19 protein-coding genes are annotated in these 21,876 nt (G+C 68.3%); 4 read left to right on the top strand and 15 right to left on the bottom strand.

Annotated elements, in window-relative coordinates; genetic code table 11:
- Positions 1–46 precede the first annotated feature (46 nt).
- Positions 47–1,474, bottom strand: coding sequence for a hypothetical protein (locus HNR24_RS07075; protein ID WP_182495418.1), 1,428 nt, complete (start codon positions 1,472–1,474; stop codon positions 47–49).
- A gap of 235 nt (positions 1,475–1,709) precedes the next feature.
- Here HNR24_RS07075 and HNR24_RS07070 point away from each other — a divergent pair, with 235 nt between their 5' ends.
- Positions 1,710–2,702 (top strand): bile acid:sodium symporter family protein, encoded by a 993-nt coding sequence (locus HNR24_RS07070; RefSeq protein WP_058888420.1) that lies wholly within the window; start codon positions 1,710–1,712, stop codon positions 2,700–2,702.
- A 34-nt stretch (positions 2,703–2,736) separates the two neighbouring features.
- Positions 2,737–3,162 (top strand): DUF1801 domain-containing protein, encoded by a 426-nt coding sequence (locus HNR24_RS07065; protein ID WP_182495417.1) that lies wholly within the window; start codon positions 2,737–2,739, stop codon positions 3,160–3,162.
- Positions 3,163–3,233: 71 nt separating this feature from the next.
- Here the strand turns inward: HNR24_RS07065 and HNR24_RS07060 are convergent, their stop codons facing one another.
- The 6 genes from HNR24_RS07060 to HNR24_RS07035 all read right to left on the bottom strand — a co-directional run bounded on the left by HNR24_RS07060 (position 3,234) and on the right by HNR24_RS07035 (position 9,883).
- Positions 3,234–4,565 carry a variant leucine-rich repeat-containing protein gene (locus tag HNR24_RS07060; RefSeq protein ID WP_182495416.1) on the bottom strand — a complete coding sequence of 444 codons (1,332 nt, stop codon included), beginning with the start codon at positions 4,563–4,565 and terminating at the stop codon, positions 3,234–3,236.
- Between the two features lie 102 nt (positions 4,566–4,667).
- Positions 4,668–5,744 carry a variant leucine-rich repeat-containing protein gene (locus HNR24_RS07055; protein WP_182495415.1) on the bottom strand — a complete coding sequence of 359 codons (1,077 nt, stop codon included), beginning with the start codon at positions 5,742–5,744 and terminating at the stop codon, positions 4,668–4,670.
- A gap of 74 nt (positions 5,745–5,818) precedes the next feature.
- A complete protein-coding gene (pdxT, locus tag HNR24_RS07050) occupies positions 5,819–6,430 on the bottom strand; it encodes a pyridoxal 5'-phosphate synthase glutaminase subunit PdxT (protein ID WP_058888424.1) in 612 nt (203 codons plus the stop codon).
- Entirely contained in the window at positions 6,427–7,338 is a 912-nt protein-coding gene (gene pdxS, locus HNR24_RS07045) for a pyridoxal 5'-phosphate synthase lyase subunit PdxS (protein WP_375139267.1), read from the bottom strand. The genes pdxT and pdxS overlap by 4 nt, the downstream gene beginning before the upstream one ends.
- A gap of 116 nt (positions 7,339–7,454) precedes the next feature.
- The gene (locus tag HNR24_RS07040) at positions 7,455–8,261 is read right to left on the bottom strand and encodes a PspA/IM30 family protein (RefSeq protein WP_058888842.1); all 807 of its coding nucleotides are present in this window, start codon (positions 8,259–8,261) and stop codon (positions 7,455–7,457) included.
- 125 nt (positions 8,262–8,386) lie between these two features.
- A complete protein-coding gene (locus tag HNR24_RS07035) occupies positions 8,387–9,883 on the bottom strand; it encodes a hypothetical protein (protein WP_157075411.1) in 1,497 nt (498 codons plus the stop codon).
- A gap of 265 nt (positions 9,884–10,148) precedes the next feature.
- On the opposite strand from HNR24_RS07035, the gene HNR24_RS07030 reads away from it, so the two are divergent.
- A complete protein-coding gene (locus tag HNR24_RS07030; RefSeq protein ID WP_182495414.1) occupies positions 10,149–11,996 on the top strand; it encodes a S1C family serine protease in 1,848 nt (615 codons plus the stop codon).
- The gene (locus HNR24_RS07025) at positions 11,983–12,795 is read left to right on the top strand and encodes a PIG-L deacetylase family protein (protein WP_220477175.1); all 813 of its coding nucleotides are present in this window, start codon (positions 11,983–11,985) and stop codon (positions 12,793–12,795) included. The genes HNR24_RS07030 and HNR24_RS07025 overlap by 14 nt, the downstream gene beginning before the upstream one ends.
- Positions 12,796–12,947: 152 nt before the next feature.
- Here HNR24_RS07025 and rraA read toward each other — a convergent pair whose 3' ends face one another.
- The 8 genes from rraA to HNR24_RS06985 all read right to left on the bottom strand — a co-directional run bounded on the left by rraA (position 12,948) and on the right by HNR24_RS06985 (position 21,861).
- A complete protein-coding gene (gene rraA, locus HNR24_RS07020) occupies positions 12,948–13,460 on the bottom strand; it encodes a ribonuclease E activity regulator RraA (RefSeq protein ID WP_058888429.1) in 513 nt (170 codons plus the stop codon).
- A gap of 14 nt (positions 13,461–13,474) precedes the next feature.
- Positions 13,475–15,322 (bottom strand): anti-sigma factor domain-containing protein, encoded by a 1,848-nt coding sequence (locus tag HNR24_RS07015; protein ID WP_182495413.1) that lies wholly within the window; start codon positions 15,320–15,322, stop codon positions 13,475–13,477.
- Between the two features lie 58 nt (positions 15,323–15,380).
- Positions 15,381–15,854, bottom strand: coding sequence for a tRNA (cytidine(34)-2'-O)-methyltransferase (locus tag HNR24_RS07010; protein ID WP_232301744.1), 474 nt, complete (start codon positions 15,852–15,854; stop codon positions 15,381–15,383).
- A 105-nt stretch (positions 15,855–15,959) separates the two neighbouring features.
- Positions 15,960–18,305 carry an FdhF/YdeP family oxidoreductase gene (locus HNR24_RS07005; RefSeq protein ID WP_182495412.1) on the bottom strand — a complete coding sequence of 782 codons (2,346 nt, stop codon included), beginning with the start codon at positions 18,303–18,305 and terminating at the stop codon, positions 15,960–15,962.
- Between the two features lie 123 nt (positions 18,306–18,428).
- Positions 18,429–19,685, bottom strand: a complete 1,257-nt coding sequence (fmdA, locus tag HNR24_RS07000; protein WP_182495411.1) for a formamidase — start codon at positions 19,683–19,685, stop codon at positions 18,429–18,431.
- 36 nt (positions 19,686–19,721) lie between these two features.
- Complete coding sequence (locus tag HNR24_RS06995) at positions 19,722–20,012, bottom strand: FmdB family zinc ribbon protein (protein ID WP_182495410.1); 291 nt, start codon at positions 20,010–20,012, stop codon at positions 19,722–19,724.
- Positions 20,013–20,021: 9 nt separating this feature from the next.
- Positions 20,022–20,654 (bottom strand): AmiS/UreI family transporter, encoded by a 633-nt coding sequence (locus HNR24_RS06990; RefSeq protein ID WP_058888435.1) that lies wholly within the window; start codon positions 20,652–20,654, stop codon positions 20,022–20,024.
- Between the two features lie 148 nt (positions 20,655–20,802).
- On the bottom strand, positions 20,803–21,861 hold the full coding sequence (locus tag HNR24_RS06985) for a DnaJ domain-containing protein (protein ID WP_182495409.1): 1,059 nt from the start codon (positions 21,859–21,861) through the stop codon (positions 20,803–20,805).
- Positions 21,862–21,876 lie beyond the last annotated feature (15 nt).

The following is a 21,876-nucleotide window of genomic DNA, read 5'->3' as shown; positions in this document are numbered from 1 at the left end:
GACCGGGCCGTCCTGCTCTCCCCAGGGCGCCTCACTGGGGGCCGGCTCAGACGCGCTCGACGGTCTTCGCCGGTGGAGTGGTCCCGGCGTTGCGCTCGGAGTCGACCTCGCCTGCGGGCTCGCCATCGACCTGGGTGCGAGGCTCAGATTCCACGGAGGGTGGCCGCTGCAGCAGTTCGAGCAGCAAGACGGCGAGGAGCGCACCACATGCGGTCCACAGGATCACCTCCGGGGTCAACGGCCTCAGAAGCAGCACCACCGCGGCGCCGATGACGGCGATGCCGATCCGAATGTAGCGGCGGGCACGGTGCAGGAACGCCCCGAACCGGCCGGTGGTCACCCCGGCGTCCTCCGCTGCCCCCCTGAGGTGCTCGGCCGAGCCCACGGTCAGGCGTCGCACCGCGAGGGCCCCACGGAACGGTCCGGCGAAGTACGCGACGACGGCGAGTGTGACGCCTGCTGTGCCGACGGCGAGCGCCGTCGAGTAGAGCAGGGGCACCAGCGCGTCGTAGATCGCCTCGGCGGCCCCTGAAGGCAGGTACTGCGGTGAGACCGTGGCGACGGTGAGGACACGTCCGAACGCCACGCCGAGCGCGAGGAACGCCATCGCGAACGCCAGACCGAGCCCGGCCCAGATCAGTGCCTTGGCCCTGCGCCCCGCGACGAGGACGCCGAGGGTGAGCAGGCCGATGCTCACCCAGGGGAGCACGAAACCGAGCACATCCACCGCCTGGTAGGCGGTTCGTGCCTGGACCAGCTCATCGGACTGCGCGACGACGACCGTCCGATCCACCTCGGGGATCCGCTCGGCCAGTGCGAACCCCTGCGCGGTCAGCTGTTCCTTCACAGAGGCGATGATGGGTCCGAGCTGGATGCCCACCTCGCCGGAGTCGCTGATCACCAGGGCACCGGAGGTGTCTCCGCTGAGCGCGGCGGTCAGCCGGGCGTGGCTGATCCGCAGCGCCTGATCCCAGACCTGTTCAAAGGTGTCGGAGGCGATGAGCCGCTCAGTGGTGGAGCGGATCTGCGACTGGGCACCTTCCACCGCGGGCTGTTCGAGCAGCTGGAGCGCCTCGGCGGCCCGGGGCGGGAGGTCGAGGGTCGCGATTCCGTCGAAGAGTTCGGAGGTGACCGTCTCGACGTCGATCTGTTCATTGATAGCCACGGTGATCTCGTCGACCAAGAACGCCTGGAAGGCGGGGTCGTCGACTATCGGTGCCACCGTGGCGACGAACTGGTCGGTGTTGGTGACTTCAGCCTTGGCCCAGGCGGCACCGACGGCGAGCGGGGCAGTGAGCACGCCGAGGACGATCAGCAGGGCGGCGAGGACGGCACGTCCCCGTCCTGTCCTGTGCGGGGCCGCGGGCGGCGGCTCCACCGGTCCCACCGGCTCGGAATGCAGCTGCGACTGCAACCGGTCGACCTCTGCAGACAACCGTGCTATCTCCTGATCCCGGTTTTCGGTGATACCCACGGGCTGCGCCTCTCGGTCTGGAAGATGGCCGGACTCATCGTCAGCGCGGGGATCAGCGGAGGCTGAACGCCGCTGCTGTCTCCACCATGCAGCAACCTGCGGCGCGCGAGTAGAGCCGTAGGTCCCTCGGTCGCAGCGTCGGACCTGTGACAGGGTGTGGTGCAACGACACGGTGGTGGATAGGGTCATGAGCCGCCGGACCGATGCGACGACAGAGTAAGGAGCCGCCGGACTGATGCGACGCCAACTTCTCGAGCGCCACCAGGTCTGGCTCTACCTCAGTTCGGTCCTGTGCGGGCTTGGCCTGGGAAAGCTGGCACCACAGCTGGGTGGCACCGCAGATGCGCTGCTGTGGCCGGTCCTGGGGCTCTTGCTCTATGCGACGTTCACCCAGGTGCCTATGGCGTCGGTGCCCGCGGCGTTCACCGAGCGGCGCTTCATGGCGGCGGCCCTGCTCGGGAACTTCGTGCTGCTGCCGGCAGTGGTCTGGGCCCTGGTCCAGTTCCTCCCTGACGATCAGGCCCTGCAGCTGGGCCTGCTGCTGGTGCTGCTGGTGCCGTGCACCGACTGGTTCATCAGCTTCAGTCAGCTGGGCTCCGGTGACGCCGCCCGGGCGACCGCGCTGACCCCGGTGCTTCTGGTGCTCCAACTGCTGCTCCTGCCGTTCTACCTCTGGCTGCTCTCAGACGCTGACCTGCGGGTGGTCTTCGCCCCGGCAGACATCTGGCCCGCTGTCGTGGTCGTGCTGCTGCCGCTGGGGCTGGCCCTGCTGACTGAGGCCTGGGCCGGACGCAGACCAACGGGAGCCGCCGTCGTCGGCCATCTCGGCTGGTGGCCGGTGCCGCTGCTGGCCGTGGTGGTGCTGCTGGTCGCCGTGGCGAACGTCGGTGCGGTCCTCGAGGATGTTCATCTGCTGCCGACAGTCCTTGGAGTGGTGATGCTGTTCCTGGCGGTCAGTCTGCTGCTCTCGAGAGCTCTGGCCCGCATGGCGGGGCTGGGCCTGGCGCAGGGGCGCACCCTGGCATTTTCGATGGCCACCCGGAATTCCTTCATCGTGCTGCCCTTCGCGCTGGCGCTGCCTGCGGGCTGGGAGACTGCCGCGATCGTGGTGGTCATGCAGTCCCTCGTCGAGCTTTTGGGCATGATCTTCTGCGTCTGGTTCATCCCGCGGGTGCTCTTTCCCGCGGCCAGGCCACAAGACCGCAGAGGGGTGCTAGGGGCGGGGTGAGTCCGCGGGTGTGCGTGCCGAGTAGGCTCGGGCCATGGAGCCGGTCACTGACAGCGTGGAGGACCACCTCAGAACCGCGGTACGTTCTGCCGAGATGACCGTGCTGGACGGCTGGATCACCGCCGAGCTGCCGGGGATCAGTCGGGTGCTCTGGCGCGGACGGATGTGGGGCGGCACCGAGCAGAGCATCATCGGCTACGGCAGGCTGCGCCAGCCCAGGCCGCGCGGTGCCCATGTGGACTGGTTCCTGATCGGGCTCGCCGAGCAGACCAAGCACCTCTCCGTCTACATCAATGCCGTCGAGGACGGGGCGTACCTTCTCAAGCAGCGGGCCGATCGGCTCGGACGCGTGAAGGTGGGGGCCGCTGCGCTGACATTCACGAAGCTGGAGAACCTGGACCAGGCAGAGTTCTGCAGCCTGATCGCACGTGCGCATGCGCTCACCCCTGAGGTGGTCTGACCCTGCGATGTGTACGAGCGTGTCGCGCCGGGACCGGTCGGTCTTGGTGGGCGCGTGTGGCATCAGACCGGTCAGTAGGTGAAGTTCCGGCTCGCTGAGAGGTTGATGCCTTCTCCGGTGAGCTGATTCCAGCAGGACATCTGCGACTGGAAGGATGTGCAGGCGAAGAACTCGTTGTACGCCGTCTGCCCATAGCCCAGCACCGGCTGATTCTGCTGCGGCACCGGGTTCTCACAGTCCGGCTCCGCGGTGCGGTCCACCCGGATGGCGTAGGTGGCTCCCTCGGTGCAGCCCTCCGGGGCGGTGAAGCTGTGCTGGAGCACCCGGCAGCGCAGCGTGTCCGAGAGCTCACAGAGCACGTTGCCGTCGGGGGAGACGAAGGAGTTCAACGGCTGGCCCTGCGCCGGGAACGAGGTCTGGATCCAGGCGGTGCCCATGTCCGACACTGTGCCGCGCAGCGCCGAGGCGGTCTCCTCAGACTCCCGGAGGTCCAGATACAAAGCCGCAGCATGGGTGCTGTCGCAGTTCTCCTGGAGACCTAGAAGCGCGTCCTGGACCAGCTCGCCATCGGACGACTCCACCCAGCGTCCCTCCTGCGAGGCGGCCGAGGCGAGCTCGGCGAGGACCTCGCCGTCCTGCGCGGGAGAGTCGCAGCTGGACTCCTCGGGCAGGCCTGCCACCTCCACGCGCAGCTCATCGGGGGTAGGGGGCTCCGGGCTCGGGCTGGGCTCGGGCTCCTCACCGGCTCCCTCCTCACCGCCTTCTGCGGGTGCGCTGCTCGCCGGGGCATCGGCGGCGGGAGCATCCGCGGGGGAGCCGCCGTCCAGCAGGGACAACGCCATAGCGACGAGGCCGACCAGCACCAGGACCGGCAGCAGCACCGCGAGGATGAACTTCGGCGCCCTGGACCGGCGTCTCTGCAGCGGCGCGCGCCGCGCGGCCCCGTAGCCGGCGACGGAGGTCACGCGAGAAGGACCGGGGGCAGCCTTGTCGCTGGCGGAGGAATCCCCGGGAAACCAGGTGTCCTGCGCGTTGTGACCGGGCTGAGTCGCGGTGACGGGGTCCACCTCGCCGGTGTCCTGCGCGTCGAGTCTCGCGGCGGTCACCGATTCGTCCTGGGTGGGGGTGTGGTCCGAGGGCGCGTCGGGCGGCGGGGCGGGGGTGGGGGTCTCGGGGCTCTGCCTGGCGGACTCCGGTGGGTCGCTGGCCCGCCGGGCCAGGGCGGCGTCGATCTCTGGGTCACCCAGCGAGGCGAGGGCGTCCAGCAGCTCCGGGTAGGTCGCGGGGTTCTCGGCCACGGCCGCGCGCAGCGACGGGTGGTTCTCCGCGATCCAGTGCAGCGTGTCCCAGTCCGTGCCGGGATCGGAGGCGATGCGGCCGAGCTCGTCGTCGATCGAAGCCATGCGTTCCTTCTGAGGTCCCGACGGCGGCGCACCAGGCCTGCCGTGCAGCGTGAACAGTGCCGTTTGAGCGAAGTTTACCTGCGCGGGGCACCTGGCATGGCGTCAGTTCTGCAGCTGGTAGCTCTCTCGAGCCATGAAGAAGCCGTTGCCGGTCTCGGTGTTCCAGCACTCGAAGCCCGATTCGGAGGAGACGCAGGCGAACCGGCCATTGCTGGCGGACTGGCCATATTGCAGGGTCGCCGAGTTCTCGCCCTCGGTGCTGCCACATTCGAGTCGAGGATCTTCCGACCCGACCGAGAGGCGCGCCGGGCCTTCACAGTCCTCCGGGGTCTCGAAGCTGTAGTCCAAGATGCTGCACTCGAGCTCGTCCTCGCTCATGGCGCAGTTGATGTTGCCCGAGGGTGCGGTGAAGGCGGGGATGTCCTGCGCCCCCTCGGGGGCTGGACGGGCGGGCTCGGCGTCGTCCTCGGCGGGGTCCTGCCCCTCGGCCGCCTCCTCGGGGGCGGGCGCTCCTTCTTCGGCCTGCTCCTGCGAGACCGAGGACTCCTCGGCGGAGTCATCGCCGCTGAGGACACCGTTGAAGATCAGGAAGTACGCGGCGACCACCGCCGCCACGGCGAGCAGCAGAATCATGAGCAGGATCGCGCAGGTGCCGCCGCCGCGACGCCGCGGTTCGGGTTCCGGCTCGGCGTACGACGCCGGGGCGGCAGGGGTCTGCCAGGGTGCCGGGCCGGCCGGTGCGGCGGGATAGTACCCCTGGCGCGAGGGCACCGGGTCATAGCCCTGACCGTGCTGCCCCGGGTAGCCCTGACCGTGCTGATCCCGGTAGCCGTGATCCTGAGGGTGGAGGTGGTCCTCACGGACCGCTGAGAACTCGTCAGTCTCAGAGGGGCCCCGGGCGGGGTCCCCTGCTGCCGGGAGCATCGAGGTGGGCTGGTCCCGTCCCGGCTCCACCGACCCGGCGGATCGACGTCGCAGCGCGGCGTCGACCGCTGGGTCGCCCAGCTCGGAGAGCCACTGCAGCAGCTCGGGGTAGGTGTTGGGATTCTCCGCGATCAGCGGGCGGAGCTCGGGGTGGTCCCCGGCGAGCATGTGCAGCTGGACCTGGGGCGTGTTCGGGTCGGCGGCGCGAGCGGCCGGTCCCGTGGCACTCTGCCCGTGATGTGGTCCGTCAGTCATGATCTCTCCTGAGTCGATGGTCCCGCGTGCGGCATTCTTGGGACATCATGCCCGAACCGGGACCAAATTTCAGGTCAGCTCACGGTGCGCTGTGCGCTGAGCTCCACGAAATGCCGGTGCAGCCGATGATCGGGAGTCAGCTCAGGATGGAAGCTTGCCGCCAGGATCCGACCCTGACGGACCGCGACCGGTCGCTCCTGCCAGGACGCGATGACCTCCACCTCGGGCCCAAGGGACTCGATCACCGGGGCTCGGATGAAGACCGCCTGCAATGGCGTCGCATCCTCCCCGGGGATCCCGCTGACCTGCAGCGGACCGACGAAGGATTCCAGCTGGCTGCCATAGCCGTTGCGGCGCACCACCACGTCCAGACCGCCGATCCGCTCGAACCCGGTGAGCGCCTCGGCGTCGAGGATCTGATCCGCCATCAGGATCATGCCGGCGCAGGTTCCGAACATCGCCATGCCTTCGGCGTGCCGTTCCCGGATGGACTCCATGAGTCGCACCGGGGCGGCCAGCCGAGCCATGGTCGTGGATTCCCCGCCGGGCACGATCAGCCCGTCCAGGCCCTCGAGCTCGGCGGGGCGGCGCACGGTGGAGACCTCAGCGCCCGCGGCGCGCAGGGCGCGGGCGTGCTCGGCCACGGCCCCCTGCAGCGCCAGGACCCCGATGCGGGGTGTGTTCACCAGCCGCGCTCGGCCAGCCGGTGCGGGGCCGGCAGGTCGGCGACGTTGATGCCGACCATCGCCTCACCCAGACCCTTGGAGGCCTCGGCGACCACCGCGGGGTCGTCGTAGTAGGTGGTGGCCTTGACGATCGCGGCGGCGCGCTCGGCGGGGTTGCCGGACTTGAAGATGCCCGAGCCCACGAACACTCCGTCGGCGCCCATCTGCATCATCATCGCGGCATCGGCGGGGGTGGCCACGCCGCCGGCGACGAAGAGGACCACCGGGAGGCGGCCTTCACGTGCGATCTGCTTGACCAGCTCATAGGGGGCCTGCAGGTCCTTCGCGGCGAGGTAGAGCTCGTCCTCGGCCAGCGAGGTCAGCCGGGCGATCTCGGCGTTGATGGTGCGGATGTGCTTCATCGCCTCGGAGACGTCGCCGGTGCCGGCCTCGCCCTTGGAGCGGATCATCGAGGCGCCCTCGGTGATCCGGCGCAGCGCCTCACCGAGATTCGTGGCGCCGCAGACGAAGGGCACCTTGAACTTGGACTTGTCGATGTGGTGGATGTAGTCCGCGGGGGAGAGGACCTCAGACTCATCGATGTAGTCGACCTTGAGGTGCTCGAGGATCTGCGCCTCGACGAAGTGCCCGATCCGGGCCTTGGCCATCACGGGGATCGAGACCTCGTCGATGATGCCGGTGATCAGGTCGGGGTCAGACATCCGGGCGACACCGCCGGTGGCGCGGATGTCGGCGGGCACGCGCTCGAGGGCCATGACAGCGACGGCACCGGCGTCTTCGGCGATGCGGGCCTGCTCGCGGGTGACCACGTCCATGATCACGCCGCCCTTGAGCATCTGGGCCAGTCCGGTGTTCACAGCGGTGGCGCCGGTGGCGGCAGCAGTGTGCGAGGTGGACTCAGTGGTCACGGAGATCTCCTGGAAGGTTGGGTTGCTGCGATGACAATGGGGAGTGAACATCGCGTTCACTCCCCATTGTTCCATCACTTCAGCGTGAGCGCTGAACCGACGTCATACAGCTGCGCTCAGGCGCGATCGCGCTCCTCAGCCTCGAGCTGCGCGGCGTAGTCCTCGGTGGCCTGAGCATCCGAGCTTCCGGCGCCCAGGGCTGCCGGCGCGGAGCTGCCGGACTTCAGCGCCGCGAGCCGGGCGTCGACCTCGGCCTGTTCGCCGAGGTCCTCCAGGGACTCGAACTGCGCGTCCAGGGAGGAGGCGGCCAGCTCGTTCTGCCCGCGCACCTTCGCCTCTTCGCGGCGGATCTTCTCTTCGAAGCGGCCCACCTCGGAGGTCGGGTCCATCACGTCGATGGACTTCACGGCGTCGTGGACCTGGGACTGGGCGTGGGCGGCGCGGGAGCGGGCGATCAGCTCGTCGCGCTTGGAGACCAGCTGCTGACGCTTGGTCTTCATCTGCTCCAGGCCGGTCTTGAGCCGGTCCACGATCTCACGCTGGGAGGTGATGGTCGGCTCCGAGGACTTCGCGGAGGACTCCGCCTCCATCTGGCGCTGGATGGCAACCCGGGCGAGGTTGTCGAACTTCTGCGCATTCTCGGCGTTGCCGCCGTCACGGAACTCATCGGCCTTGCGGGAGGCGGCGAGGGCCTTCTGCCCCCAGGAACGGGAGTTCTCGAGATCCTCCTTGTAATCGTCCTCCATCATGCGCAGGTTGCCGATGGTCTGGGCGATCGCCTCTTCGGCCTCTGAGATGTTGTTGGTGAAGTCTCGGACCATCTGGTCGAGCATCTTCTCCGGGTCCTCGGAGCGATCCAGCATGGCGTTGACGTTCGCGCGTACCAGCTGGGACATGCGACCTAAAATGGACTGCTTGCTCACAGTGTTCACCTTTCCTTGTGCATCAATGTCTCTGAACTGCTCACCATGTCGATACTAGTCACGGCACCTGCCCACGGCCATGGCAGGTCCCCGGGGAAGCCGCAGGAATCCCTGGGCCCGGGACGTCAGAACATCCGACGACGGCGTCCGAAGCCGCCGCCCATGCCTCCGCGGCCTCCGGGGTAGCCGTAGCCGCCGGGCATGCCGAAGCCTCCGAACCCGCCGCCGTAGCCTCCGCCCCCGCTGAGCGCGTCCTCGGCCGATTCCTGGCGTGCGATCTGGGCGGCCTGGACGGCGAGCGTCTTGGCCTGGGTCGCCAGCTCGAGGGCCTTCGCCGGCTGGTCATCCCCGATGGACTCCGCCTCGGCGAGGGTACGCTCCGCCTCGGCCATCCGGGTCCGGGAGGTGGCGCCGCTGCGCTTGGAACGCAGGTAGTCACGCGAGGACTGCACCTGGTGCCGCGCGGTGAGGATCTCGGTCTGGAGCACCTCGCGGGCGCGACGATCCCTGGCCTGCTGGTCGCGCACTGCGTTCAGCGGCTCATCGAGCTCCCGGTGGGCGATCTCCAGGGAGTTCAGCAGCTCCAGCGGGTTCGTCTTCTGCTGGGAGTCCAGAGCGCGGCGGACCTGTTTCACCGCCGCTTCGGCGGCGGCGATGGGTCCTGCGAGCTCTGCGGACTGACCTGCCTGCATGGTGGCGCGGGCCTGGGCGATGTCCTGCTCGGTCTGGTCCAGGCCGATGCTGAGGTTCTGCTCGGCGCTGCGCAGTCGCAGCTGGGTCTCCTCCAGGGAGTCGATCAGCTTCCCGGCTTCCCCGGCCGCTTCTTCGCCGGTGTGGATCGCGACCACCGCGTCGGAGGCGTCTGAACCGGTGAGCGCCTGCTCGGCCTCGGCGGCGGCGCGCCGGGCGTGGTCGAGGCTGCGCGAGGAATGCGTCAGGCCTTCGGTGAAGGAGGCGAGCGCGTCGTCGTCGTATGTGGACTGCAGATCTGGCAGTCGCTTCTGGGCCTGCTCCCGGCGGCGGCCGAGCTCCTCGATCCGGGCACGGAGCTGATCCAGCGCCGGCCGGGGGTCGAGCTCCAGGCTGCGCAGGGACTCGAAGTCTTGGCGGTGCGACTCCAGGGTCTCATTGACCTGCTGGCAGTTGGCGATCACCTTGCGCAGCAGCTCACGGGCCTGCGCCTCATCCTCCGGGGGGTCACGGTCCACCTGGTGCTGCATCCGGAAGGACTCCTGCAGGTGCTCCCGAGCCTGGTCCACGTCCTTCTGGAACGGGGCCACCTGTTCATCGCCATAGGCGGCGCTGGCGAAGAGGATCTCCTGCTCGGAGGAGTTCACCGCATTATCGGCCGCGATCAGCAGAGAACCCGCCTCGCGCCGCAGCTCCTCGAGGCTCATCCCAGCGAGTCGACGCTCTTCTGCGGAGACCGGTTCGGAGTCCCGACCGGAGGAGAGGCGCTGGCGATCCGCGAAGCCCTGGAGCCGGCGGTCCTGCTTCTTCCCGCCCGAGAGCCACATTGCACCCAGACCGATCAGTCCTAAGATGACCGCACCGATCAGCAGCGGGCCGATCACGATCATTCCCAGGGTGATGGGGGGACTGAGGACTATCTCGGGCACCATGGGCCGAGTCTATAAGTGGCCTATGACATCGTCTATCAGGCAACGGTCAGCTCCCCTGAGGGCGTAGGGAGGGCTGGTGTCAGGCACGTCCAGGCCCAGCTCAGACCATCGGCGTCTCCTGGAATCGTCCAGGAGGCATCCAGCCGGTTATCGTCGTCGATACAGAATGGGCGCGGACAATAGCAGTCGAGCCACAGGCCAGCATGCGTGTCACGCTCCGGCCGGCACACTATTGCACCGCAAGACCACAGAGGCAGGTTCCACCATGAGTTCAGATCCGCATAACAGTCCTGACCGGGATGAGGTAAACCCTCCGGAGGACGCCACCGCGCGGATCGACCCCGTTCCGGCGCGTGAAGAGGCGCAGGATCCTCATGGGGAGTCGGCCCCCGGGCCTGAGACGGGCCACGGCAGCCCGGGATACGGCAGCCCGTCCCCCGAGGGCCGAAGCTCCGAGGAGTCCTCCCCGCTCAACGCGCCCGACGCGCCCCCCGCCCCGCCCGGCTCCCAGCCCGGATCAGGCCAGTACACCCAGGCGGAACATGGTGAGGGCCAGTACGGCGGGGGCCAGTACGGGCAGGATCAGTACGGCCAGGGTCAGTACACCCAGGCGGAACATGGCCAGGGCCAGTACGGCCAGGGCCAGCATGGCCAGGATCAGTACGGCCAGGGCCAGCATGGTCAGGACCCGTACGGCCACGGTCAGTATGGTCAAAACCCGCACGGGCAGTATCCGCAGGGCGGGGACCAGTACGGCGGGGACCAGTACGGCCAAGACCAGTATGCCCAGTCCCAGCACTACCAGGATCCCGCTTATGCAGCGACTGGCGGCTACGCCGGGTATGGCTCAGGTGCGGCCTTTGCCGATTCCTCGCAGAAGCAGCCTCGGAACAAGCGGACGGTGGGCGTGGGTTCCCTGGCGCTCGCGGTGCTGCTGGCCGGGCTGCTCGGCGGCGGCGTGGTGGCGGGGTCCCAGGCCGTGCTCGGAGACGGCGGAAGCGTGAGCACCTCCGCGTCCGACGGGATCGAGATCAACAACCCGGATTCGGCCACGGTGGTCACCGCGGCGGCGGCGAAGGCCTCCCCGTCAGTGGTGACCCTCGCAGTCAACGATGGCAGCCAGGGCGGTTCGGGTTCGGGGATCATCCTCGATGAGGAGGGTCACGTGCTGACCAACACCCATGTGGTGACCCTCGGCGGGGCCGCTGCCGACCCGGAGATCGAGGTCCGGATGAGTGACGGGTCCGTCTCCGCCGCGGAACTGGTGGGCACCGACCCGCTCAGTGATCTTGCGGTGATCAAGCTGGAGAACATCGACGGCATCCAGCCCGCCGAGCTGGGATCCTCCGGCGACCTCAACGTCGGGGACCAGAGCATCGCCATCGGTGCTCCGCTGGGACTCTCCGGCACCGTCACCGACGGGATCGTCTCCACGCTGAACCGGACGATCTCCGTGGCCTCCTCGGCGGTGGAGGATGACGGCGCCGATGCTCCCGAAGCTCCGGAGGAGGGCTCAGAGGAAGACGGTTTCGAGTTCTACTTCCCGGACATGGAAGGATCACCCACCCAGGGGTCGATCCACCTCAACGTGATCCAGACCGACGCCGCGATCAACCGCGGCAACTCCGGCGGGGCCCTGGTCGACGACGAAGGCCGGGTGATCGGGGTCAACGTGGCCATCGCCTCCTCCGGAGGAGGCGCCGAGACCGACGCCGGATCCATCGGTGTGGGCTTCGCCGTGCCCATCGACTACGCCCAGCGGGTCGCCCAGGAGCTGATCGACACCGGCGAGGTCTCCCACGGGCTGCTCGGAGTCACGGTGGCGGCCGCCGGATCCCAGGACGCCTCCGGGGAGACTGACCCCGGAGTCGCTCCGGTGATGCCTGGCTTCACCGTGGGCGCACTGATCGACGACGTCCCGGGCAACACGCCCGCTGCGGACGCCGGACTGACCACCGGTGACATCATCACCGCGGTCAATGACCGGAGGATCGAGGATTCGCTCGCGCTGACCGCAACCATCCGGGAGTACCCCGCAGGGGAGACCGTGACGATCACCTACGTGCGTGACGGCGCCGAGGAAGAGACCGAGGTGACCCTTGGCGCGACCTGAGCCCGATCTCTCCGCCGGGGGTGACGATCCGGGAAGTCCGGGTTCCGCGCCGGTGACACCGGCGCGGCTCGCCGCAGAGCATGGGCTGAGCTCGGTGCTGGCATTCGGGGCGCACCCGGATGACATCGACTTCGGTGCGGCAGGCAGCATCGCGGCCTTCACCGAAGCTGGGGTGGCCGTGACCCTGTGTCTGCTCACCGCCGGTGACGCCGGAGGCTTCGAGCCCGGCCGCGATGCCGCAGAGATGGCCCGGGTGCGTGAGGCGGAGCAGCGCCAGGCGGCGGCGGTGCTGGGGGTGGATCGGGTCATCCTGCTCGATGAGCGGGACGGCTTCGTCGCCCCCACCGCCGAGCTGGTCGGGAAGATCGTGCGGATCATGCGTGAGGTCAGGCCTGAGCTGGTGATCTCTCCGCATCCCGAGCGTGCCTGGGATCGGCTGCAGAAGTCTCACCCTGACCATATGGCCTGCGGGGAGGCAGTGGTGCGTGCCTCGTACCCCTATGTCGAGAATCCCTTCGCCTACCCGGAGCTGGCGGCCGAGGGGCTTGAGGCGTTCAAGATCCGGCATCTGATGCTCACCACCGCCCCGCAGGAACGGGTCAACCTGCGTCTGGACGTCACGGGTCAGGAGTCGGTGAAGATGAGCGCACTGCGGGCGCATTTCAGCCAGCACCCCGACGCTGCCCGGATGGAGGGCTATGTGCTGGAGAAGATGCGTCAGATCCACGGTGCCGGCGGTTACGCCGAAGAATTCCACTGGGTCACCGTCAACGCACCGGACACGATCAGCGGGTTCTGAGACCGCTTCGATCGGGTACTGGAGATCACCGTAGGCTCCACCGTATGCGCGGGCCCCGGAGCGCCTCGCGCCTCGGAAGACCGGCGCATCCGGAGACCGGCGCATCCGGAGACCGGCGGCTCGGGAGACCGGCGGCTCGGGAGAGCGGCAGCTCAGGCGGGGGTGACCAGCACTCCGTCGGCGTCGGACCAGAGCGTGGCGCCGGGAACGAAGGTGACGCCGCCGAACTGCAGCGGCACATCCACCTGACCGAGCCCTTCCTTGACCGACTTGCGCGGGTTCGATCCCAGCGCGCGGACCCCGAGATCCATCTCGGCGAGCTGCTCGCGGTCCCGGACGGCGCCGTGGATGACCACCCCTGCCCAGCCGTTCTCGATCGCAGAGGCGGCGATCATGTCTCCGATCAGCGCCGAGTCCAGGGACCCTGCGCCGTCGACGACCAGCACCGAACCCTCGCCGGGGGTGTTCAGCAGCTCCTTGACCAGCCCGTTGTCCCGGTAGCAGCTGATGGTCCGCACCTGGCCGGTGAAGCGGGCGCGCCCGCCGAGGTTCAGCAGCTGCAGGGAGAGCGACTGCAGCGACTCGTCGGCGTCGTAGAGGTCGCAGGTGGCGAACTCGGTGCCACCGCTCGCCGCGGGCTCGGGCTGGCTGTTCGGGGTAGACATGGTTTCTCCGCTCATCAGTCCTCTTCCTGGTCCTCATCCACGGAGCCGCCGTACTGCGGCCCGTCGGTGACGCGTTCACGCAGCTCAATCTCACCGGCGGTCTCACCCGTCGGCCGCTCCTCGCCGCGGATCGTCTCGATGGTGATCTGCAGGGCTCGGTTGGCCTCGATGTCTCGCAGGGTGACGATCTCCTCCTCGAGCTCCGCGGCCGTGAAGTTCCCCAGCGAGCTGGGCTGGCCCTCGTCGCGCGGCATCAGCCAGAGCTGGTAGGTCGTGTCGCCTTCGAGCTCTCCGACCTCAAAGAAGTCGACATAGCCGACCCCCTCGGCGGTCGATATCACCGCCCGCGCGGTGCCCCCCTCGGTGAGTTCCACGCCCTCGACCACTCGGGCCTCCGGGTCACCGTCGGCTGTGGCCTGGATGTCCTGACCCGAGGCGAAACCCCAGATCAGCAGGATCGCGGCAAGTACGACGACGCCCAGCCCGGTCACGATCATCCAGCGTTTCATCACCGGCTCACGCTTGGAGGTGACCTCGGTGTGGCTGGAGATGGACTCCACCATCCCCATCCCGACCTCCTGGTCTGAGAGGTTGTGCAGCACCTCATCGAGCAGGTTGCTCGGCGGGACCACCGGGTAGGCCGTGAAGATCTCGGCCAGGGTGCGACGGGCGGCAAGCACCCGGGTGTCCCAGGCCCGCGCGGTGGCCTCGTCCGCGGTCAGCGCCGCTTCATCGAGCACCGCGCGTTCCCGGTTGTCGATCGCGTCCAGGGCGTGGACCTCGGCGAGCTCCACCAGCAGCCCGTTCTCGACGTCGGAGCTGATGTCCTCGGTGAAGTTCCGTTTCACCGCCCCGGAGCGCTCCACGTCCTTCTTGGTCACCGCAGCCCGCAGGATCGGGTCCAGCTCCGCCTCCAGGGTGGTGCGACGGGCATGCATCCGTGTCATGCCATCCCGCAGACGCGACTTCACCGCGGGCACGGCGGATCCCACCTGCGCGGCGACCTGCTGATGGGTGCCTCCGGCCAGATAGCTCAGCGCCAGCGCCTGCGACTGGGAGTCAGAGAGGACGCTGATGTCCTCGATGATCTCCTCGGGCAGCCCGGCGATGCCGCCGCCCTGCTCGGCCGGGACCACGGTGAGCGGGATCGGGGTGGCCAGACCTTCTCGGAAGCGCTCAACGATGATCCGGTGCGCCAGCGGCACCAGCCACTCCAGCACCAGCTCATACTCGCTGGGCCGGTAGGCCTCCTCCTGGACCTGCTCCTGGGCGGCGTGCTCATCGGTGAGCAGCTCCGAGGCCTGGGACTGCAGCCGCAGATCCTGGGCGCGCTCATCGGCCTGGTCCCAGAGCTGGTGATAGACCGCCAGCGTGGAATCCTGGGCGCCCTGGGCGTCAGCGTGCATGAGCAGCGCCAGGCCGTAGACCACGTCGGAGGTGGCGTCGTAGAAGGTGGCGAAGGAAGGCTGTTCACCCCGGGCGGACCCTGCGAGCAGCTCGCTCAGCGTCGGGTCGCTCAGCGACTGGGCCGAGTCCAGGTGATCGGCGCTTTGGTCATCGGCCGCAGTGTGGCCATGGTCAGTGGTGTGCTCGGGCTCAGCTGTGTGCCCACGGGCAGTGTCGTGCCCCGACTCAGCCGTGTGCCCTGACTCGGCGTCGTGTTCAGCGTCGTCGGCGTGCCCGTGCTGCGCCGTCTCGGCCGTGCCCGGGTGCGGATCCGTGTCAGGTTCCGCGGGCACCTGGTGACTCGCCGTCTCGGTGGTGGTGTGCTGGGTTCCGCGGTGCTGATCTGCGGGGGTCCGGCCGCCGTCAGAACGATCGTCGGGGCGGTCCGATGCAGGGCGGTCAGAGGCGGTGTCCATGGTTGGTGAGTGTATCCATCCTCAGCGCCGCGCCGCGGCACCAACACCCGCCGCGGGATCAGACAGCGCCGCTGAAACCGTCCTGACGCCAGGCCTCGTAGACCGCGATCGAGACCGAGTTCGCCAGGTTCAGCGACCGGCGGGAGGCGAGCATCGGAATGCGCACCCGTTGCGTGATACGCGGATCCGCCTTGACCTCTTCATCCAGCCCGGTGGATTCCCGTCCGAAGAGCAGCACATCCCCGTCGCGGTAGCTGATGGAAGTGTGGGCGACGGTGCCCTCACCGGTGAATGCGAAGATCCGTTCTGGGGCGAGCGCCGCGTAGGCGGCCTCCAGGCTCGGGTGCACCGTGAGCACGGCGAGGTCGTGGTAGTCCAGTCCGGCCCGGCGCAGCTTTGCATCGGCGAAGTCGAATCCCAGCGGCTCGGCCAGGTGCAGCTCGACGCCGGTGACGGCGGCGAGCCGGATCAGGTTCCCGGTGTTGCCGGGAATCTCAGGCTGGTCCACCAGCACGCGTATCGCAGTCTCCACGCCGGTCATCCTACCGGCGACCGTCCACCGGTCAGGTCTCCGTCGCCGGCGGGGGAGGGCCGGGCGCCTGCCCAGGGTCAGTATGCTGCGGGCGCCTGCCCAGGGTCACCGTGCCGCGGGCGCCTTCTCCTGGCTGCTGTCCCCGACCGGGGCCGCTGCCGCATGCTCGAGCCGGATGATCACACCCTTGGAGATCGGGGTGTTGCTGCCCTGCACGGTGTCGTCCAGGGGCACCAGGACGTTGCCCTCGGGGTAGTACACCGCCGCGCAGCCCTGCGCCGAGGGGTAGGACACCGCGCGGAAGCTGCGCAGCACGCGGTCCTTGCCGTCCGTGGACTCCCCGTGGACGTCCACCAGGTCCCCGTCGCTGAAACCCAGGCGTGCGAGGTCCTCGGGGTTCACGAAGAGCACATGCCGGCCCTTCTTGATTCCGCGATACCGGTCGTTGTAGCCGTAGATGGTGGTGTTGAACTGGTCGTGGGAGCGCATGGTCTGCAGGATCAGACGATCCGGCGGGCAGTTCATCGGATCCAGCTGATTCACGGTCATCCTGGCCCTGCCGGTGCCGGTGTTGAAGGTGCGGGAGTCGCGCGGCCCGTTGGCCAGGAGGAAGCCGTCCTTCTCGCGGATGCGCCGGTTATAGTCCCCGCAGCCCGGGACCACGTGGGAGATGTGATCGCGGATGAGGTCGTAGTTCGCTTCGAATCCCTGCCAGTCGGCGGCAATGCGGCCGCCCAGGACCGCGTGGGCTATGCGGCTGATGATGGCGATCTCAGAGAGCAGGTTCGGCGCCACCGGGTCGACCCTGCCCTGCGATGAATGGACGGCGCTGACGGTGTCCTCCACGGAGACGAACTGCGGCCCCGACGCCTGGACATCGATCTCGGTGCGACCCAGGGTCGGCAGGATCAGCGCCTCCTGGCCCACCACGGTGTGGGACCGGTTGAGCTTGGTGGAGATCTGCACGTTCATCTCGAGGTGCTCCATCGCGGCCTCGGTGGCCCCGGTGTCCGACATCGCGGACGCGAAGTTCCCGCCCAGGGAGAGGAAGAACCTGATGGCGCCGTCGCGCATGCCCCGCACGGCGTCCACGGAGTCGACACCGTGTTCACGGGGCGGGTCGAAGGAGAACTCTTCGCCGAGGGTGTCCAGGAACGACGCCGGCATCTGCTCCCAGATGCCCATGGTGCGGTCACCTTGGACGTTGGAGTGCCCGCGGATCGGTGCCGCTCCGGCTCCGGGGCGGCCGAAGTTTCCCCGCAGCAGGAGCAGGTTGATGATCTCCTTGATGGTGCCCACCCCGTTCCTCTGCTGGGTGACGCCCATCGCCCAGCAGACGATGACCGAGTCAGCGGTCATGTACCGCTCGGCGAGCTCGTCGATCTCCTCTGATCTCAGACCCGTCGCCTCGCGGATGCTCGGCTCATCAAGGTGGGAGAGGTGTTCGCGCAGCTCGGCAAGCCCGTCGCAGTGCTCGGTGATGAACTCGTGGTCGAGCACGCCGCCGGGGTTGCGGTCCTCGGCGTCGAGCACCCGCTTGGACACGGCTTGGAGCAGCGCCATGTCTCCGCCGGCGCGGATCTGCAGGAACTGATCCGCCAGGTCGGTGCCGCGGCCCACCACGCCCCTGGGCTTCTGCGGATTCTTGAACCGACGCAGTCCCGCCTCGGGCAGGGGATTGATCGCGACGATCTGGCCCCCGTTCTCCTTCTGCTGCTCCATGGCGGTGAGCATCCGCGGATGGTTGGTCCCGGGATTCTGCCCCATCACGATCAGCAGATCCGTGGTGAGGAAGTCGTCATAGGAGACTGTGGCCTTGCCGACCCCGAGGGTCTCACCCATCGCCACACCGGAGGATTCGTGGCACATGTTGGAACAGTCCGGCAGGTTGTTGGTGCCGTAGCCGCGGACGAAGAGCTGGTAGAGGAACGCCGCCTCGTTCGAGGCGCGTCCGCTGGTGTAGAACGCGGCCTCGTCGGGTGAGGCGAGGCTCTTGAGCTTCTCCGCGACGATCTCGATGGCCGTGTCCCAGTCCACCGGTCGATAGTGCTGGGATCCGGCGGCCTTGTAGACGGGCTCTGTGAGCCGGCCCTGCATCCCCAGCCAGTACTCGGAGCGTCCGCGCAGCTCGCTGATGGGGTGCTCGGCCCAGAAATCTGAGGAGACCGTGACGGGTGTGGCCTCCCAGGTGACGGCCTTCGCGCCGTTCTCGCAGTACTCGAAGGTGCTGCGGTGACCTGAGGGATCAGGCCAGGCGCAGCTCATGCAGTCGAATCCCTGTTTCTGGTTCATCGCCAGCAGCGTCCGAGCACTGCGCTCGATGCCCATGTGTTTCAGCGCGGGCTGCATCGAGTGGTACACCCCCGGCAGGCCGGCGGCCCAGTCCTTGGGCTTGCCGACGTCAAGGTTGTTCTCGTCGGCTTCCTCCACATGCGGCTCGTGGCGAGTCATCGCGTATCCCTTCGGGCGGGGGTCTGGGCGTGCGGCAGTCTTCTGGGTGCCATCGTGACTCACGAGTCGGGTGGATGTCCCGAGGTCCCGCCCCACGGATGGGGCGGGACCTCGGTGGGGTTCTCACTGGTTGGCGGCTCGCGGTGCCCCGATGCCGGGGTCGATCTGGACCGGTCCGGCAGCCGAGGGTCGAACATCGAAGTCGAAGATCGAGGTCGGGATATAGACGGTGGAACAGGAGTTCGGGATGTCCACCACGCCGGAGAGTCGGCCCTCGATCGGTGCCGCCCCGAGCAGCAGATACGCCTGCTCCGGGGAGTATCCGAACTTGGTGAGGTAGTCGATCGCGTGCAGGCAGGCGCGCTGGTAGGACAGGTGCGAGTCCAGGTAACGCTGCTCACCGTCCAAGGTCACGGAGGTTCCGGAGAAGGCCAGCCACTGGCTGAACTGAGGATCGACGTTGCCCGGCATGAAGATCGCGTTCTCCTTCACCCCGTAGGTCTCCATGCCGCCCTTGATCACGTCCACGTGCAGGTCGATGAAGCCGCCCATCTCGATGGCGCCGCAGAAGGTGATCTCGCCGTCGCCCTGGGAGAAATGCAGGTCGCCCAGTGAGAGGTTCGCGCCGTCCACGAAGACCGGGTAGAAGACGCGGGTGCCCTTGGACAGGTTCTTGATGTCCTGGTTGCCGCCGTTCTCCCGCGGGGGCGCCGTCCGGGCCGCTTCGGCGGCGACTCGGCTGAACTCTTCCGAGGGCAGAGACCCCAGAACGGCCTCTCTCGGCTCCGGAGGCAGCGCCAGCGGCGGCACCCGGTGCGGGTCGGTGGCGATCAGGTCGCCTTCACGCTTGTTCCACACGGCCAGAAGCTCCGCCGAGGGGGCCGTTCCCATCAGTCCGGGGTGGATGAGCCCGGTGAAGGACACGCCTGGGATATGCCGCGAGGTGGCCGTCTGGCCGCTGAAGTCCCAGATGGCCTTATACGCATCCGGGAACTGCTCGGTGAGGAAGCCGCCGCCGTTGTTGCGCGAGAAGATCCCCGTGTACCCCCAGCCCTGACCGGCGAGGGGTCCAGAGTCCTCCATCGGGATGGGGCCCACATCGAGGATGTCCACGACCAACAGGTCACCTGGCTTCGCGCCTTCAACGGCGAAGGGACCGCTGAGCTTGTGCACCGTCAGCAGCGGGGCGTTGAGGATGTCCTCGGCGGAGTCGTCGTTGACGATGGCGCCGTCGAACCACTCGCGGCAATCCACCCGGAAGGAGTCCCCGGGCTTCACGGTGGCGACCGGAGGGATCTCTGGATGCCAGCGGTTATGCCCCAGCTTCTCCTGGTCCTCGAACTTTTTGGAAGAATCTAGCGGAAACAGCAGTTCAGGCATGGTGTTCTCCTTCTGTGGACAGGTCGGGCCGTGGGGTTATGGTCGCGGAAGCTTCTGATGCAGCGGGTTCGAGGTGTATCTCTGCGCTGGGGCGGAGCGCGCCCGCCCGGGCAGCGAACTGACGGTCTCGGGTTCATGCGCGCTGCGCTCGGTGGCGTCGATGACCCGGGAGGCCGCTGAACCGGCCCGGGAGAGTCTGGGCGCGCTGACCCGGCGCCTGGCGGACGCGCCACAGGTCGGGCACGTCGCGTTCTCGGGCACCGAGCGCATGGCGAAGACCAGGTCGAAGTCGGTGCAGTCGGGGCATCGGAACTCGTAGGTGGGCATGATCCTCTTTCAGGTGACGAGTTGTGCGGGGGTGGATTCCTCGGCTTCCGTCGCGGCTGCTCTCCGGCGTCCGAGCGTGATGGCGATGAGGAGCGCGAGCGATCCCAGGGCGGCGAGGGTCAGGGCGAGGGGCACGTTGGACTCGTATCGGCCCAGCAGCAGGACGAAGGCCGGGATCGTGCCGGTGAGGTGGCTGATCAGGATCGTGAACCATCCGGTGGTATGCGCCAGAGATTCCATGCCCAGCCCCAGCAGCAGGAAGAAGAGGAACCACAGCACCGCCCAGATCCACCAGATGACGGCGAAGACCGGGTCCTGCAGTGTCAGCTGGATGAACCCGATCACCACCGCGCACGCCGAGACGAACAGTGAGAACCAACCAAGGCCCTCCCCGCTGACGCCGGTCACCTGAATGATGCCCACGTAGAGGTAGGTGAACCCGAAGAGGTACAGGCCCGCGGCTCCCAGGATGATCCCCGGGTCATTCTCGGCCTGGATGAGAACGATGGTCGGGAAGACCACCTGCATGCCGCCGACGAAGAAGTTGAGGATGGCAGCAGACTTGCCGGGGATCACCCCGATCAGCATCAGCCCGTTGATGAACAGGACCGCCCCGACGTATAAGAGTCCGACGTTGCTCATGCTTCACCCGCCTCCACGACTGTGTCGAGGGTCCGGAGCCAGCGAGGTGCTCCCCGGAGATGTGATTCCTCGAGCGTGTCTTCACCATGGGCCGGGAACAGTCAGGTGGGCCAGGGTCCTAGGTCCTACGGACCAGGTCAGCCGGAGGTCACTGCAGCGGGTGCTGGAGCTGCCGGCGCAGCGCGGCGAGCAGGTGCCGGTCGATCACGTTGGCCTGGTCGGAGGCGGCCAGCTGCTCTCGGATGCTGCGGAAGGCGCGCGCCGGGGCCAGCGGGGCGCGCCCGGAGCCGGTGCCGCGGGTCTCGATCACCGGGCTCTGCATGCTGCCGTCGGGGGAGTGCAGCACGATCTGCTGGCCCAGGTTGAGGGCGGTCTCCCGTCCGGTCTCCCGCATGGCCGCCTCGAGGGTGGCCCGCAGCAGCCGGGAATCCCCGGTGAGATCGGGCAGGGTCAGCGAGCGGCCCGCTGCGTGGAGGCGGCGTCCGTCCCAAGAGGCTGCGGCGGCGGGCACCTCAAGGGAGGTGACCACGACCAAGGTGTCCCCGCAGACCAGAACATGATCCACCGCGGGACCGCGCGGGGGCCGGCTGCCTCCGCGCCGATCCTTCTCGGCCGGCTCCAGAGCCACGGCGTTGAACAGCCGCGCCGTGGGCAGCTCGGCGAGCACATGCTTCTCCAGCAGATCGGCCATGCGCTCCGCGCGACGCACCCGCCCGCCGCCGAAGAGTCCTCGGGAGGCGAAACGGCCGTGGCTGCGCTGGCTGGTCAGCGGCAGCGAGAGCGGCTCGGGCTGCGAGAGGTCAGGGATGTAGACCGGAGCCAGATGGGCGGCCCCCGACGGCGTCCGGGCGGAGTCTGCGCTGGAGGAGCCCGCCGAGGTGCTGCCGGAGGCGGTGGTCCGAAACCCGGATCCTGAGCCGCCAAAGCCGGAACCCCGGCCGTAGATCGGGCCGCTGCCGGCGGCCTCGTCTGCGGGGCTCTCGGCGCTGGTCTGTAGCTGGCGGAGCCTGCGGTCGTAGGCGGCGCGGGCAGATTCGTCGCCGAGGACCTCCCAGGCCGACTGCACCTGATGGAACTCCTCGGCCGTGCCTCCGGCATCCGGGTGCGCCTGCCGCACGCGCCGGCGGTAGGCCGCGCGGACGGACTGGGCGTCGGCATCGGAGCCGATGCCCAGCACGCTGTAGAGATCTCCGGAATCACTGCTCATCGAGGATTCACGATA

Origin of the sequence: Nesterenkonia sandarakina (genome assembly GCF_014138825.1) — a bacterium.
Lineage (GTDB): Bacteria > Actinomycetota > Actinomycetes > Actinomycetales > Micrococcaceae > Nesterenkonia > Nesterenkonia sandarakina.
The sequence above is the reverse complement of the archived record's forward strand: the minus strand, read 5'-3'. Positions and strand labels throughout refer to the sequence as shown.